The organism is Gymnodinialimonas ceratoperidinii, assembly GCF_019297855.1.
Lineage (GTDB): Bacteria > Pseudomonadota > Alphaproteobacteria > Rhodobacterales > Rhodobacteraceae > Gymnodinialimonas > Gymnodinialimonas ceratoperidinii.
In genome coordinates this window covers 1,774,918-1,789,738 of the sequence record NZ_CP079194.1, presented here as the reverse complement: position 1 = coordinate 1,789,738, position 14,821 = coordinate 1,774,918, and the positions used below count along the sequence as shown (strand labels likewise).

At 66.8% G+C, this 14,821-nt stretch carries 11 protein-coding genes; 5 read left to right on the top strand and 6 right to left on the bottom strand.

The genetic code is table 11. The annotated features are described in order from the left end of the window. Nucleotides 1–89: 89 nt before the first annotated feature. From KYE46_RS08730 to KYE46_RS08710, 5 genes are all read left to right on the top strand, one after another. Complete coding sequence (locus tag KYE46_RS08730) at nt 90–1,028, top strand: threonine/serine dehydratase (RefSeq protein WP_219004935.1); 939 nt, start codon at nt 90–92, stop codon at nt 1,026–1,028. Between the two features lie 117 nt (nt 1,029–1,145). Continuing rightward, nucleotides 1,146–1,814: a hypothetical protein gene (locus KYE46_RS08725; RefSeq protein ID WP_219004934.1), complete on the top strand. Its 669-nt coding sequence runs from the start codon at nt 1,146–1,148 to the stop codon at nt 1,812–1,814. 51 nt (nt 1,815–1,865) lie between these two features. Next, complete coding sequence (cobT, locus tag KYE46_RS08720) at nt 1,866–3,746, top strand: cobaltochelatase subunit CobT (protein WP_219004933.1); 1,881 nt, start codon at nt 1,866–1,868, stop codon at nt 3,744–3,746. Between the two features lie 124 nt (nt 3,747–3,870). Beyond that, nucleotides 3,871–5,673: an aminopeptidase P family protein gene (locus KYE46_RS08715; protein ID WP_219004932.1), complete on the top strand. Its 1,803-nt coding sequence runs from the start codon at nt 3,871–3,873 to the stop codon at nt 5,671–5,673. Between the two features lie 80 nt (nt 5,674–5,753). Then, the gene (locus tag KYE46_RS08710) at nt 5,754–6,095 is read left to right on the top strand and encodes a DUF427 domain-containing protein (protein ID WP_219004931.1); all 342 of its coding nucleotides are present in this window, start codon (nt 5,754–5,756) and stop codon (nt 6,093–6,095) included. A 26-nt stretch (nt 6,096–6,121) separates the two neighbouring features. On the opposite strand, the gene KYE46_RS08705 is transcribed toward KYE46_RS08710, so the two are convergent. The 6 genes from KYE46_RS08705 to ftsZ form a co-directional block, all read right to left on the bottom strand. Then, nucleotides 6,122–7,189, bottom strand: a complete 1,068-nt coding sequence (locus tag KYE46_RS08705; protein WP_219004930.1) for a hypothetical protein — start codon at nt 7,187–7,189, stop codon at nt 6,122–6,124. Between the two features lie 63 nt (nt 7,190–7,252). Further along, nucleotides 7,253–8,884, bottom strand: coding sequence for a chloride channel protein (locus KYE46_RS08700; protein WP_219005068.1), 1,632 nt, complete (start codon nt 8,882–8,884; stop codon nt 7,253–7,255). A 231-nt stretch (nt 8,885–9,115) separates the two neighbouring features. Continuing rightward, nucleotides 9,116–10,765: a DNA repair protein RecN gene (gene recN, locus KYE46_RS08695; protein ID WP_219004929.1), complete on the bottom strand. Its 1,650-nt coding sequence runs from the start codon at nt 10,763–10,765 to the stop codon at nt 9,116–9,118. Between the two features lie 80 nt (nt 10,766–10,845). Further along, complete coding sequence (locus KYE46_RS08690) at nt 10,846–11,754, bottom strand: outer membrane protein assembly factor BamD (RefSeq protein WP_219004928.1); 909 nt, start codon at nt 11,752–11,754, stop codon at nt 10,846–10,848. Nucleotides 11,755–11,891: 137 nt separating this feature from the next. Then, nucleotides 11,892–12,809, bottom strand: coding sequence for a UDP-3-O-acyl-N-acetylglucosamine deacetylase (lpxC, locus tag KYE46_RS08685; RefSeq protein WP_219004927.1), 918 nt, complete (start codon nt 12,807–12,809; stop codon nt 11,892–11,894). A 287-nt stretch (nt 12,810–13,096) separates the two neighbouring features. Beyond that, nucleotides 13,097–14,752: a cell division protein FtsZ gene (gene ftsZ / locus KYE46_RS08680; RefSeq protein ID WP_219004926.1), complete on the bottom strand. Its 1,656-nt coding sequence runs from the start codon at nt 14,750–14,752 to the stop codon at nt 13,097–13,099. Between the last annotated feature and the right edge of the window lie 69 nt (nt 14,753–14,821).

The following is a 14,821-nucleotide window of genomic DNA, read 5'->3' as shown; positions in this document are numbered from 1 at the left end:
AGAGCCATGCAAGGCTCTGCCACAGGCTTTTGAAAAAGCCTGTGCGCGCCACGTTGACCATCCGGTCAAACCGGTCCACTTTCGCGCCCATGACACAGCCCCTGCCCGATGCCATTACGGCCGCCGCCCCGTTGATCGCCCCCTACATTCGCCAGACACCGATCCTCACGGTGGAGGCCAATGCCTTGAACCTGCGCACCCCGGTGACGTTCAAGCTGGAACACACCCAGATCACCGGCTCGTTCAAGCTGCGCGGCGCGTTCTTCAACATGCTGACGCGCGACGTGCCAGACGCGGGCATCGTCGCGGCCTCGGGCGGCAACCACGGCGCTGCGGTGGCCTATGCCGCGACGACGCTTGGCCACAAGAGCCGCATCTTCGTGCCTGCCACCATCGCCAAGGAAGAGAAACTGCGCCGCATGCGCGGGTTCGGGGGCGAGGTCGTGCTGACAGAGGGATCGGTCGGGGCCTGCATGGAAGAATACGCCGCCTATGCCGAGAGCTCCGGCGCGCTTTCCGTCCACCCTTACGACACCATCCCCACGCTGACGGGCCAGGGCACCTTGGCGCGCGAGCTGGAAGCCCAGATGGGAGAGCTCGACACCGTCTTCGTGGCCACCGGCGGCGGCGGCCTGATTGGCGGCGTCTCGGCCTGGTTCCGCGACCGGGTGAAGATCGTCTCGGTCGAGACGGAGGGCACGAATACCTTGGAGAAATCCATGCGCGAGGGGCCGGAGATCGACGTGCCGGCCAGGGGCGTGGCGGCGGGGTCCCTCGGCGGGCCGCGGCTCGGGGTCGACAGCTTCGCGCTGATCCGTGAATTCGTGGATGAGGCCGTCGTCCTGCCGGACGATGACGTCTACGACGCCGCCAACCGCATGTGGGAGGCCACCCGTCTCATCGGAGAGCCCGGCAGCGCCGTGGCCCTCGCCGCCCTGACCTCAGGTGCCTATGTGCCGGAGAAGGATGAGCGCATCGGTGTCATCCTCTGCGGCGGCAATGCCGAGCCCGATTGGTTCGTGCAATAGCGCCACCCTTGCACAAGCGGGCCGCGGGGGGCGCAGACCTGCGTCGCTGTGGTTTCCCTTACTCGACACAGAAGCGCCGCGGCGCGAGGTTGCACCGGTCCTGACCGGAGACCTCTCATGTTCGATACCACCTGCGCGGCCTGCCTTTGTGTATTGGTCACCCTGCCCTCAGCTGCGACGGCGCAAGCCCCCTCCGCGACGGAGGCTGAAACAGCCGTTCTGGCCCGCGTGATCGATTTTCTCTGTCTGGATCTTCAGCCCGAGGGGCTCGGCTGTGAGACAGTCGTCTTGCTGCAATCTGAGGGCACCGACGCCACTGCAGATCTTCTGGTCTTCGCCCAAGACCCCTCGACCGACCGCCGTTCCGTGATCGCCGCGAGGGGCGTCGTCTTCAGCGGTCCGTTCGATGGCCAACGCCCCTCGCTCGAGGCGGCTGCGGACGGCACGCTGTTGCTCCATTCAGAGCAATTCGCCGTGGGCCGCACGCCTTGGACCGAGTCCCTCAGCATCCGTGAGCATGACGGCGAGCTGAGCATAATCGCCTCCGCCTTCAGCATGCTCGACCGTCCCGCCGGCGGCGCCCTCTCCTGCGATGTGGACTTCGTCACCGGCGCTTGGCGCGTGCAGGCGGAGCGGACCGATTCCGAGACCGGCGCCGTGACCCAGACCTGGGACCAATCGGGCGCTGCCGCGATTGCACCGTCACCGATCGGCGGTTGGAGCGATGAGCCGCCGATCGAGCAATGCAACGGCGTCATCGCGGAATGGTTCGCCGCCGTTCCCTGAGCAGCGCCGCTTCCCCTTGCCCTCTCTCCCCTCTCGGTCCATTTATCAGGGATGAGCAAGTTCAATCCCAACGACAACCCCGCCGACCCGTTCAAGAAGGCGCTCGCCGACGCGACGCGGGTGATGGCGGATGACCCCGATCTGGCCGTGACCTATACCGTTGACCCGCCCGGGCTCAGCGCCGACAGCGTGCGGCTGCCGCAGGTCAGCCGGCGGATGACGCGGGAAGAGGTCTTGCTTGCCCGCGGCACCGCCGATGCGCTGGCGCTGCGCCACAAGTACCACGACCAAGGCACCGCCGCGCGTTACGCGCCGCAAGGCGCCATGGCGCGCGATTTGATGGACGCGATGGAAGGCGCCCGCTGCGAAGCCATGGGCGCACGCGAGATGCCGGGGACGGCGGGCAACATCGACGCCAAGATCGGCCATGACGCGCGCCGCAAGGGCTATGGCGAGATCCGCGAAGCCTCCGACGCGCCGCTGTCCACGGCGGCAGGCTACCTGATCCGCCACCTCGCCACGGGCCGCGAGCTGCCCGCCGAGGCGGACAACGTCATGAACCTCTGGCGCGGTTTCATCGAGGATCGCTGCGACAGCACGCTGGAGGACCTGCAGGACGTCCTCTCGGACCAGAAATCCTTCGCCAAGTTCGCGCGTCAGCTGATCGACGACCTAGGCTACGGCGACCAGTTGGGCGACGACCCCGATGACATGGACGACGACGCCGAGGAGGATGCCAGCGAGGAACAGGAAGACGACGCGCCCGACAGCACCGGCGAGGACGACAACGACGAGGAGGAGGCTGAAGCCTCCCCCGAGCAGTCGCAGGAAGATCAGCAGGACGAGTCCCAAGCCCAGGTCGAGATGGACGACAACGGCGACATGGACGAGGCCGAGGAGCAGGAGATGCCCGACGGCGAGGCGCCGCAGGAGCCGCTCCCCCCCGCGCCCCATTCCGACGCCGACCCGGACTACAAGGTCTTCTCCACCGAGAACGACGAGGAAATTGCCGCCGAGGACCTCGCCGAAGCGCAGGAACTCGAACGCCTCCGCGCCTACCTCGACCAGCAGCTTGATCCCCTCAAGGGCGCCGTATCGCGGCTGGCCAACAAGCTGCAGCGCCGGTTGCAGGCGCAACAGAACCGCTCGTGGGAGTTCGACCGCGAGGAAGGCATCCTCGACGCGGGCCGCCTCGCGCGCGTGGTCGCCAACCCCACGACGCCGCTGTCCTTCAAGGTCGAGAACGACACCGAGTTCCGCGACACAGTGGTGACGCTCTTGCTCGACAATTCCGGCTCCATGCGCGGCCGCCCGATCTCCATCGCGGCGATCTGCGCCGACGTGCTGGCCCGCACGCTGGAGCGCTGCGGCGTGAAGGTCGAGATCCTGGGCTTCACCACCCGCGCGTGGAAGGGCGGCAAGGCGCGCGAGGAATGGCTCGCCGAGGGCCGCCCGCAGCAGCCCGGCCGCCTGAACGACCTGCGCCACATCGTCTACAAGAGCGCCGATGCTCCCTGGCGTCGGGTGCGCGACAACCTCGGGTTGATGATGAAGGAAGGTCTCCTGAAGGAGAACATCGACGGCGAGGCGCTGGAATGGGCGCACCGCCGGATGGTGCACCGGACCGAGGCGCGCAAGATCCTGATGGTGATCTCCGATGGCGCGCCCGTCGATGACAGCACGCTCTCGGTGAACCCGGCCAACTACCTCGAGAAGCACCTGCGAGACGTCATCGCCATGGTCGAGAAGCGGCGCGCGGTGGAGCTTCTGGCCATCGGCATCGGCCACGACGTGACCCGCTACTACGAGCGCGCCGTGACGATCACCGACGCCGAGCAGTTGGCGGGCGCGATCACCGAGCAACTGGCCTCGCTGTTCGACACTGACCCACGGGCGCGCGCCCGCGTGATGGGCATGAAACGCGCCGGTTAAGCCACGTTGAACGCGCGCGCGGTGCGTTCCGGCATCGCGTGAATCTTCCCCCCGGCATGATGGCAGGGACCCCGCCCGCGCGCCCCGTCAGCGCGCGGGGCGGTCTGCAAGAAAGGGACAGGACATGTTTCAGGATTTCACCGCAGCTACGAAACCCGAAGACGGCCCGCCGCGCCTCGACGCCCTGCGCGCGCATCTGGCCGAGGCCGGGCTCGACGGCTTCATCGTGCCGCGCGCCGATGCTCACCAGGGCGAATATGTCACCGCCGCCGACGCACGCCTCGCGTGGTTGACTGGCTTCACCGGCTCGGCCGGATTTGCCGTCGTGCTGCCGGACGTCGCAGGCGTCTTCATCGACGGCCGCTACCGCGTGCAAGTCAAGGCGCAGGTGGCCGATGTGTTCACGCCCGTCCCTTGGCCCGAGAAAATGCTGGAGGATTGGTTGATCGAGGCTCTGCCCTCGGGCGGCACGGTCGGCTTTGATCCCTGGCTCCACACCGTGGCCGAGATCGAGCGGGTCGAAGCTGCAGTGTCAGCCCATGGGATCACGCTTGAACCCGTCGCCAACGCCGTCGACGCAATCTGGACGGACCGCCCTGCCCGCCCCGACGCGCCGGTGCAGCCCTATCCCGAAAGCCTCGCCGGGACGTCGAGCGCCGAGAAGCGCCGCCAGATTGCCGAGACCTTGACGCAGGCAGGCGAAGCCGCGGCGGTTTTGACGCTGCCTGACTCGATCAACTGGCTTCTCAACATCCGCGGCGGCGATCTTGCGCATCTGCCCGTGGTACAGGCCTTCGCGATCATCGATGCAAAGGGCACCACGCGCGTGTTCAGCGATCCCGAGAAATTCGACGGCCTGACCCTCGACGCGGGCGTCACGCTTGCCCCGTGGTCGGCGTTCAAGCCCGCCCTCGCCGCGCTCACCGGTCCGGTCCGTGTCGATCCGAATTCCGCACCCGCAGCGGTGAAAGCCGCGCTCGACGGCGCGGGCATCGAGATGGCGCGCGGCTCCGATCCCTGCCTGTTGCCCAAGGCGCGCAAGACGGCGGCAGAGTTGGCGGGCTCCACCCGCGCGCACCTGCGCGACGCCGTGGCGCTGACGCGCTTCCTGCACTGGTTCGACGAGACCGCGCCCTCGGGCGGGCTGACCGAGATCGACGTGGCGCGCCAACTCGAAGCCTTCCGGGCCGAGACCGGCGCGCTCCGCGACATCTCCTTCGACACGATCGCCGGCGCTGGCTCCAACGGCGCGATCGTCCACTACCGCGTGACCGAACAGACCAACGCCCCGGTCAAGCCGGGCCAGTTGTTCCTGATCGACAGCGGCGGGCAATACGAGGACGGCACCACCGACATCACCCGCACGCTCCCCGTGGGCGAGGTCGGCGCGGAAGAGCGAGAGTGCTTCACGCTGGTTCTGCAGGGCATGATCGCCATCCATCGCACGCGGTTTCCCAAGGGCGTTGCGGGCATGCACCTCGACGCGCTGGCCCGCGCCCCGCTCTGGGCTACGGGGCGCGATTACGATCACGGCACCGGCCACGGCGTCGGCGTCTACCTCTCCGTGCACGAAGGCCCGCAGGGGCTTTCACGGCGCAGCAAGGTGCCGCTGGAGCCGGGGATGATTGTCTCGAACGAGCCCGGCTACTACCGCGAAGGTGCTTTCGGCATCCGGATCGAGAACCTGATCCACGTGGTCGAGGCCACCGGCGGCGCCGATCCGCACCGGGAAATGTTGGGTTTCGAGACGCTCACCTACGTGCCCATCGACCGCCGCCTGATCGTGACCGAGATGCTCAGCCCCGCCGAGCGGGCATGGCTGAACGCCTATCACGCCGAGGTTCTGGCCCGTGTCGCACCGCTGTTACAGGCTGACGGTTATACTGCCACGGCCGCATGGTTGGAGGCGGCCTGCGCGCCGATCTGAACCGCTCAAACCGCGCGCGTTGTACATCTGCTGCCGGGCGGGATACAACGTCGCTCAATCAGACAATCAGGGGGACTTTCATGGCCGATCATATCTCGATCCGCGACGCATCCGGCACTTGGGTGGTGCGCGCCAGCGGGGCCGTTGTAGGCGAAAGCACGACAGCGCTCGAACTGGTCGAAGGCGGTTACGCGCCGGTGATCTACTTCCCCCGCGCAGATATCGGCATGAGCTTCCTTGAGGAGTCGGCGACCACGACCGAATGCCCGCACAAGGGCACCGCAACCTACTATTCCGTCGTAGGCCCTGACGGCGAAGCCCGCGATGCGGCGTGGAGCTACGAGAACCCCAAGAACGGTGTCAGCGAGATCGCCGGGCATATCGCGTTCCACACCGACCGAGTGGCCGTGGAAAAGCTCTAGCACCAGCCGGGCGCGCGTCCGCGTGGCTACCGGTTCAGCAGGAAGCCGAGACGGCCACTGTCCAGAACGCTCATGAAGACCTCGTAGGCGGCGTTGGTGGCAGCGCCATCGTCGCCCCAATCGCTGCGCATGGTCACGGTGATCGTGCCGCCGCCCGCCGAGATGTCAGGCTCCGCCGGAGACGGCAGATCGCTGAGGATCGGCCAGGCATCGCGCAGCCGGGTCGCGATGACCTCGGCGTCGATGCCCTCGTCCAGCGCCAGCACCATGGCCGCGCCTTCCGTCTCGCGGTGCGCGTAATCGGCCAGCGCCAATCCGGCGACCGGGCTGGTCTCGGCGCCCGTGATCGGCACCTCCGCGCCGTTGCGCAGCCAACACCGGACAGAGACGAGGCCGCCAAGGTTGCCGACCCGGCGCAAGCCGCCCACCAGCCGTTGCGCATCGGCGCGACTGGCGAGCGTCGCGCCCGCTGGCACGCCGATGGCCTCAAGTGCAGGCCATCCGGTCGCCCAGATCGCCCGGTCGCCCAAAAACGCCATGCGCACCGGCAGCCCCATGTCGCCGCCAAAGGGGTTAGCTTCGTCGATCCGCGCGGGGTCGGGCTGGTAATCTGCCTCGCCCAACCAGAAGATCGGGGTCCCGGCGCGGTCTTCCTCGGTGAAGCCGCTGGAAAAGAACGCGCCGCGCAGGCGCATCTCGCTGTCGGGGATGATGTCCATCGCGCCCACGCGCACCGGGCCGACCGCCACCTCCCATGTCTCGATCCAATCAAGCGCGGTCAGGCCGACCGAGGCACGGATCTCCGCATCCGGTGTCCCCTCGATGATCGCACGTTGCATCGGCGCGGCGGAGCGGAGGGCCGCAAAGCGATTGGGCGTGTTGGGATTGCGTCCGGCCTGCGCGCCGCGCACGGCAATCCAGCGTATCGCGTCACCGTTGCCATAGCCCGCGACGATCGGCGCCTCGACGCCCTCGACCACCGCTTGCGGCACGTTTGACAAGATGCCTTGCAGCCGGTCGGCGGCGCCCTGTGCATGGGTGAGTTGAGCGCCAAGAAACAGCGCGGCTCCGGCGGTGAGAATCCGAGTCAACATAGGCTTGACCATGCCGCGTCCCGGCGCGTTCGCCAAAGAAAAAATCTGTTTCCCCGACGCACCCTAGCTGTGTTCCTCGGCTGCGGTGGCGGCCAGCGCCTTGTTGTAGGCCTTCAAAGCGTCGACGTGGAACAGCGCTCCCTCCAGCGCCGGTGGCCCGCCCGAGGGTGAAAGCTGCACCACGGGCAGAAAGTCGAGCCCGGTACGCTCGAAAATCGGCAAGGCACGTTCGAGCGTCGCCCCGGTGTCGGTGAAGATGCCCTGCTCGATCAGCGTCAACAGACGCTCTTCCGGCGCGGAATCCTCGTGGGTCATCGGGCGCATCACGCGCCCGACCCGGAACATCGACAGCAGGTAAGCCTGCGGGCCGGCGGCCAGATGGATATTGCGGCGCTCCAACTGGGTCAGGAAGAAGCTCCGGTGCACCATCTTGGAGGCCACCGCCGTCGACATCGAAATCGCAACCATCACCGCAAGGCCGGTCTGCCAGTCGCCCGTCAACTCAAACACGATCAACGTGGTCGAGATCGGTGCGCCCAGAACCGCCGCGGCGACCGCCCCCATGCCGGCGAGCGCGTAGAGTGTCTCGGAGCCGGAGACGTCGGGAAAGATCCCCGTCGCCACGTAGCCGAAAGCGAGCCCGGTGATCGCCCCGATCATCAGCGACGGAGAGAACACCCCGCCCCCCATGCGCCCGCCCACGGTGATCGCGGTGGCGACAGCTTTGAGGATCGCGAAGACGATCGCCTCATAGAGCAGCAACTGGCCTGTCAGGGCGGCCGAGGTCGTCTCGTATCCAACCCCGATGATATGCGGAAACCAGATCGCGATGCAGCCAAGCGCGAGGCCGGCAATGGCCGGACGCAGGTAACGCGGCAGCTTGCTGCGCTGCTGCAGCGCGGTGCCCAGATCTTCCGCGAGGAACGTGCCGCGCATGAACAGGACCGCGACGAAGCCACAAAGGATGCCGAGGATCAGAAACGCGGGCAGCTCGACGTAGAAGCGCAGGACCCCTTCAGAGCCCAAGACGAACTCGGTGACATCGCCGAACTCGAGCCGGTTGATGACGGTGCCCGCCGCGCTCGCGATGACGATCGGGGCGAAGGCGTGGACCGCGAAGTGGCGCAGGACAACCTCCAGCGCGAAGATCGCCCCCGCAATGGGCGCGTTGAAACTGGCCGAGACCGCGGCGGCCACGGCGCAGCCCAACAGGTCACGCCCGGTGATCCCGTCGGCATTGATCCACCGCGATATCTTCGACGAGATCACGGCGGCCAGGTGCACAACCGGCCCTTCCCGCCCCGTCGAGCCGCCCGACCCGAGGGTGATGAGCGACGCCAGCGCCGAGGCGACGCCCGCGCGGCCTTCGACCCGTCCCTCGTTCAGCGCCGCGCCCTCGATCACGTCGGCGACCGAGCGGACCCGGCCATCCGGCGTGAACTTGTACAAGATGAGGCCCGTGCAGAGCCCGCCCACGACCGGGATCACCAGTATCATCCACCACGGCAAGCCCTGTGCGAAGGAATGCAGCAGACGCACGTCATCCACGCCGTAGAGCGTTTCCTGCAACCAACTGATGCCCTTGCGGAAAAAGAGAGCCGCGAAGCCCGCCGCCACGCCGATGAAAAGCGCGATCAGCCAGAATTGGAACTGGCTCGGACCCTTTTCCAACAGCAGCGACCAGATTCCACGCAGCGCGGTGGCCGATTTCTGGGCTTGCTCTTGGATAAAACCGCGCGGGTCAGTAGCCACGGAAACGGCTCGCTTTCTGGCGCGGTCAAAGAAGTTCTGCGGGCAAGGAACGCCGCCGCGCGACCGTGTTCCCTGTAGTCAGGCTCAACGGTAGACGTTGCCCAAAGCTTTGAAAAGCCTGACACCTTGCAATTCAGTGTTTCCCTGTGGGGCCGATGCCACGGGCGGCGCGGCTCAGCCTTTCAGCAAGGCGCGCGCCGCGTCCTTCGCGGCGTCGGTGATCGTGTCACCCGCCACCATGCGCGCCACTTCGTCCACGCGCTCGTCCTGCGACAAGGGGAGAACGCGGCTGTAGGTGATGCCCTCTTCCACCGACTTGGCAACGCGCCAGTGGTGCGCGCCCAAGGCGGCGACCTGCGGCGAATGGGTCACGACAAGCACCTGCCCGCCGGACGCCAGATCGGCAAGGCGTCGGCCCACCGCGTCCGCCGTGGCACCGCCAACGCCGCGGTCGATCTCGTCGAAGATCATCGTCAGCCCGGCCTGATCCGAGGTCAGGCAGACCTTCAAGGCCAGAAGAAAGCGTGAGAGCTCCCCGCCCGAGGCGATCCGGTTCAACGGCCCCGAGGGCGCGCCGGGGTTGGTCGCCACGGTGAAGGTGATCGCGTCGACGCCGTCGGGGCCTGCCGGGGCCTCGGTGCGGCGGGTCTCGAAAACGGCGCGGTCCATCTTCAGGGGTGCGAGTTCTGCCCCCATGGCGCGGTCGAGCGCGCGCGCCGCCTTCTCCCGCGCAGCGGTCAATTCTGCCGCCGCCTCGGCATAGGCTTCGTCCTCCCGGTCGCGGGCGGCCTGCAACTGCTTCAGCTCCGCCTCGCCGCCATCCAATGCCGCCAATCGTGTGCTCAGCGTTTCCGCCAGTCCGGCCAGATCGTCCGCCAGAACGTTGTGCTTCCGGGCCAGACCGCGCAGGGCAAAGAGCCTCTCCTCGGTCATTTCCAGCTCGGCGGGGTCAAATTCCAACCGTTCGGCAAAGCTGGCGACCCCGGCCTGAGCCTCGCCCAATTCCACCAGCGCCCGCTCCAGTGCCGCCATCGGCATCTCGAGCCTTCCTTCCGCGTGTTCCACGACACCGTCGAGCCACCGGCCCGCATCGCTCAGCGCGCCCTCCGCGCCGTTCAGCCCAAGCGCCGAGATCGCCTGCGCCACGTCCGCGCGCATTTTCTCGGCGGCCTGCATGAGGCGGCGCTTTGCGTCCAGCTCGGCCTCCTCCCCCGCTTCCGGCGCCAGCTTGTCCAGCTCGGCCACCGAATGGCGCAGGAACTCTTCCTCGTCGCGCATCTCGGCCAACCGCTTCTCCGCCGCGGCCAGGGCTTTCGCCGCCGCAGACTTCGCGCGCCATGCCGCCGCGACCTTGCCGCGCTGCCCGAGGAGGTCGCCGTATTCGTCCAGCATCGCGCGATGGTTCTTCGGATCGAGCAGCCCCTTGTCGTCCTGCTGGCCGTGCAATTCCACCAGCACGTCCGACAGCGCCCGCAACACCTCTCCGCTCACCCGCCGGTCATTGACCCAGGCGGTCTTGCGGCCCTCGGGCGTATTGATGCGGCGCAGGATCAACTCGTCGGACGCCGGCAACCCGGCATCTTCCAGCACGGCGAAAGCGGGATGCCCCGCCGGCAGATCGAACTCCGCCACCACCTCGCCCTGAGCCGCACCGGCCCGAACCAGATCGGCACGCCCGCGCCAGCCGAGCACGAACCCGAGGCTATCAAGCAGGATCGACTTGCCCGCCCCCGTCTCTCCGGTCAGCACGTTGAGACCGGGCTGAAACGCGAGTTCCAACCGGTCGATAATCAACATGTCGCGGATATCGAGGTGACGCAGCATAGATTGTGTGTTGCTCAAGCAGAGGAAGCGGTCAAGGGGCTACAGTCCGCAGGCGCCGCAGATTGCAGCCCGCCGATGGCTTACAGCCAATCACCCCGGACCGTCTGCTGCCAGACCTCACGCAGCCAGTTCTCTCCGGCGGCTTCCAGAGACAGGCCCTGCCCGGTTAGCTGCCGGTAGGCGTCGTCATAGAAAGGCGAGGACTGGAAGTTGTAGCCGAGGATCGCGCCCGCAGTCTGCGCCTCGTCGGTCAGACCGAGGGCGAGGTAGGCCTCCACCAATCGCAGCAGCGCCTCGGGGGTGTGGGTCGTGGTCTGGAACTCCTCGACCACCACGCGGAAGCGGTTGATCGCCGAGGTATAATGCTCGCGGCGCAGGTAGTAGCGGCCGACCTCCATCTCCTTGCCCGCCAGATGGTCGTAGGCGAGGTCGAAGCGCAGGATCGCATCCTGCGTGTATTCACTGTCGGGATAGCGCTCGATCACCGTGCGCAGGGCCTGCAGGGCCTGATAGGTCACACCCTGATCGCGGCCGACCTGGTCGATCTGGTCGTAGTAGGAGAGCGCGAGAAGATACTGCGCGTAGGCCGCATCTTCGTTGCCCGGATAGAAATCAAGGTAGCGCTGCGCGGCGACGCGGGCCGCCTCGTAATCGCCATCCTCGTGATAGGCGAAGGCCGCCATGATCAGCGCGCGCTCGGCCCATGTCGAATAGGGGTGCAGGCGCTCGACCTCGATGAACAGTTCCGCCGCGTTGTCGGCGCGCCCGTTCTCAAGCTGGAATTCCGCTTGCTGGTAGATCGTCTCTGCGTCGAGTTCTTCCAGCGGCAGGTTCGCGTTGCGTCCGGCGAAGAAGCCGCCGCCGCCGCCACTGAACAACCCGGTACCGAGGAAGCCGTTTCCGCCCCCCAGACCACCGCCGCCGCAGCCCGCCAATACAAGCGTAAGCCCGAGGGCAGCACCGGAAAGTCGAAAGCGGTTGGTTGTCATGCGATTAGCCTCAAACCCAGAGCGTCAGGCCCCATCCCGGACCTCTTCGGCACTGCTCTAGCACATTCCTTTTGCGGGCAAAATCCCTCAACCGACTTGAAGATGATCCGATGCGGGAACGTGATCATGGGGCCACGTCAGGCGACGTAGGCAAGATCTGCCGTCTTCACGCCGACACCCGGAAGAGAAGCCGCCTGATCGAGGCTGCATTCCACCAGACGCACCGCGCCTTCGGTGGCGAAAAGTTTGCGCAGAAGCTGGTTTGTGACCATGTGACCGGCCCGGAAACCGGTGTAGCAGCCGAGGATCGGCGCGCCGGCGAGGGCCAAATCACCCAATGCATCCAGCATCTTGTGGCGCACGGCCTCATCCGCGTGGCGGAAGCCACCGGGGCTGAGCACCGTCTCACCGTCGACGACGACGGCGTTGTCATAGGTGCCGCCAAGCGCGAGACCGGCCTCGTGCATCATCTCGACGTCGGCGCGGCGGCAGAAGGTGCGGCTGTCACACAAATCGCGCACGAAACGGCCGTTCGCGAGATTGGCGATCCGCCGCTGATAGCCGATCGCCTTGTCGGCGAAATCGATCGTGTAATCCATCTCGAGGCCGGCGGAGGGCGAAAGCTCGGCCCATGCCTCCCCGTCCTGCGCGCGGACCGGCTTGAGGATTTCGAGCGCGTGGATCGGCGCGGACTGGCGCTGGATACCGGCATCGAGGATCGCGCGCACGAAAGGCGCGGCAGAACCGTCGAGGATCGGCAGCTCGGGGCCATCAACCTCGATCAGCGCGTTGTGGATGCCAGAGCCGATCAGCGCGGCCATGATGTGTTCGACGGTGGAGATTTCCGTGCCATCCTCGGCGACCAGCTTGGTGCAGAGGCGGCTTTGCGGGACGAGGTCATAGCGGGCGGGGATCATCGCGGCATCGTCGAGGTCGGTGCGGCGGAACCAGATGCCCACGTTCGCGGCCTGCGGCAGGATGCTGACGCGGGTCAGACGGCCGGTGTGCAAACCAATGCCACTGAACGTCGCTTTCTTTCGGAGTGTTGCCTGCATCAGTTCGCCTGCTTTTCTGTCCCGTTTTTTCTCTGCGGCACCCTTGGATTGGACGCTCTGCCAGAACGCGGCCCTTACGCTACAAAGGTTAACGTAAAGTTTCGCTGCATAGGGAAGTAACGGGGGCCGGGGTGCGGAGCAACTCAACCTTTATGACCACCTGCAACAAAGCCTCCAGACGTGGGCGAAAATCTGCCGACGCCCTGTGGAGAACCGTGTAACCCCCTCCGCTGAAACGAAAAAAGACCGGCGCGGGGCCGGTCTTTTCTGTCACAACGTGACCTTGATCAGTTTGCCTGACGGCGCAGGAAGGCGGGAATTTCGATCCGCTCCTGGTCGGGATCGACGACACCGTCGTCTGCCGCGTGGTGCTGCGGCATCGGCGTCGGGGCCGAGGCGCCCATGTTCGGCTGCCGACGCTCGGCCGGAGCCGCGCCTTCTTCCGGGGCGCCTGTCATGCGGTTGATCAGGGAATTGATGCCGAAGCCGCGCTTCTGTCCGTGCTCGTTGGACTGCGGCTGTTGCTGTGCCACCGGAGCGGCCTGCGGCGCACGGGGCGCATCGCGCTGGATGGCCGCGCGAAGGCGGGCCAGGGCCTCAGGGGTGGGCGAGCCGCCAGCGGCGGGTTTCGGCGCGACGTAGCCTTGCTGATCCTCGGCCGCGGTTGCAACCGGCGTAGGCCGTTGCTGCGGGGCGGGCGCAGGTTTGGACGCGGCAGGAGCCGGTGCGGGCTGGTAGGCCGGGGCCGGCACGTCATCCTCAGAAGACACTTCGGGCTCGGCGTTGAACTCGGCGCCCGCATCAAAGCTTTCGAAAAGCGACGGCTCGGGCGCTGCGTCCTCGGCAGGCTCTTCCGCCTGAACAGGCTCGGGCGCAGGCGCCGCTTCCGGTGCAGGCGCCGGCTTGGACGCGGCAACGGCAGAGCCCGTGGCGTAGAACTGACGCGCGGGCATCGGGGCATCTTCCTGACGCTCGGCGGCGTCGATGCCGGTGGCCACGACGCTGACGCGCATCTGGCCTTCCATGTCGGTGTCCAGCGTGGAGCCCACGATGATGTTCGCCTCGGGGTCGACCTCTTCGCGGATGCGGTTGGCCGCTTCGTCCAGCTCGAACAGGGTCAGGTCGTAGCCGCCGGTCACGTTGATCAGCACGCCGCGCGCGCCGCGCAGGCTAATCTCGTCCAGCAGCGGGTTGGCGATCGCCTTCTCGGCGGCTTCCATGGCGCGGTTCTCGCCATCGCTCTCGCCGGTGCCCATCATCGCCTTGCCCATCTCGTTCATCACGGCGCGCACGTCCGCGAAGTCGAGGTTGATCAGGCCCGGACGCACCATCAGGTCGGTGACGCCCTTCACGCCCTGATACAGGACGTCGTCGGCCATGGCGAAGGCCTCGGTGAAGGTGGTCTTCTCGTTGGCGAGGCGGAACAGGTTCTGGTTCGGAATGATGATCAGCGTGTCGACGACCTTCTGCAGCGCCTCGATGCCTTCATCGGCCTGGCGCATGCGCTTGGTGCCTTCGAACTGGAACGGCTTGGTCACGACGCCGACGGTCAGGACGCCCAACTCCCGCGCGGCCTGCGCGATGATCGGGGCCGCGCCGGTGCCGGTGCCGCCGCCCATGCCTGCGGTGATGAAGGCCATGTGGGCGCCGGCGAGGTGATCGACGATCTCCTCGATGCTTTCCTCGGCTGCCGAAGCGCCGACCTGCGGGCGTGCACCTGCGCCGAGGCCTTCGGTCACGCGCTGACCCATCTGGATGCGCGCGTGGGCGGTGGATTGCTGCAGCGCCTGCGCGTCGGTATTCGCGACCACGAATTCGCAGCCATCGAGCTGCTGTTCGATCATGTTGTTAACGGCGTTGCCGCCGGCCCCACCGACACCAAAGACAGTGATACGGGGTTTCAGCTCGGGTTGAGCGTCGGTCATGGTAAGATTCAGAGTCATGGATCTGTCCGCCTGTTCTTGTCCTGGCCCCCGATCTTGTGGTCGGAATTGCCGAAAATGCCTCGTTTA

Bases quoted from the DNA above. Each gene is read 5' to 3' on its own strand.
- KYE46_RS08730 (WP_219004935.1), top strand. From the start codon at position 90: ATGACACAGCCCCTGCCCGATGCCATTACGGCCGCCGCCCCGTTGATC.
- KYE46_RS08725 (WP_219004934.1), top strand. From the start codon at position 1,146: ATGTTCGATACCACCTGCGCGGCCTGCCTTTGTGTATTGGTCACCCTG.
- cobT (WP_219004933.1), top strand. From the start codon at position 1,866: ATGAGCAAGTTCAATCCCAACGACAACCCCGCCGACCCGTTCAAGAAG.
- KYE46_RS08715 (WP_219004932.1), top strand. From the start codon at position 3,871: ATGTTTCAGGATTTCACCGCAGCTACGAAACCCGAAGACGGCCCGCCG.
- KYE46_RS08710 (WP_219004931.1), top strand. From the start codon at position 5,754: ATGGCCGATCATATCTCGATCCGCGACGCATCCGGCACTTGGGTGGTG.
- KYE46_RS08705 (WP_219004930.1), bottom strand. From the start codon at position 7,189: ATGTTGACTCGGATTCTCACCGCCGGAGCCGCGCTGTTTCTTGGCGCT.
- recN (WP_219004929.1), bottom strand. From the start codon at position 10,765: ATGCTGCGTCACCTCGATATCCGCGACATGTTGATTATCGACCGGTTG.
- KYE46_RS08690 (WP_219004928.1), bottom strand. From the start codon at position 11,754: ATGACAACCAACCGCTTTCGACTTTCCGGTGCTGCCCTCGGGCTTACG.
- lpxC (WP_219004927.1), bottom strand. From the start codon at position 12,809: ATGCAGGCAACACTCCGAAAGAAAGCGACGTTCAGTGGCATTGGTTTG.
- ftsZ (WP_219004926.1), bottom strand. From the start codon at position 14,752: ATGACTCTGAATCTTACCATGACCGACGCTCAACCCGAGCTGAAACCC.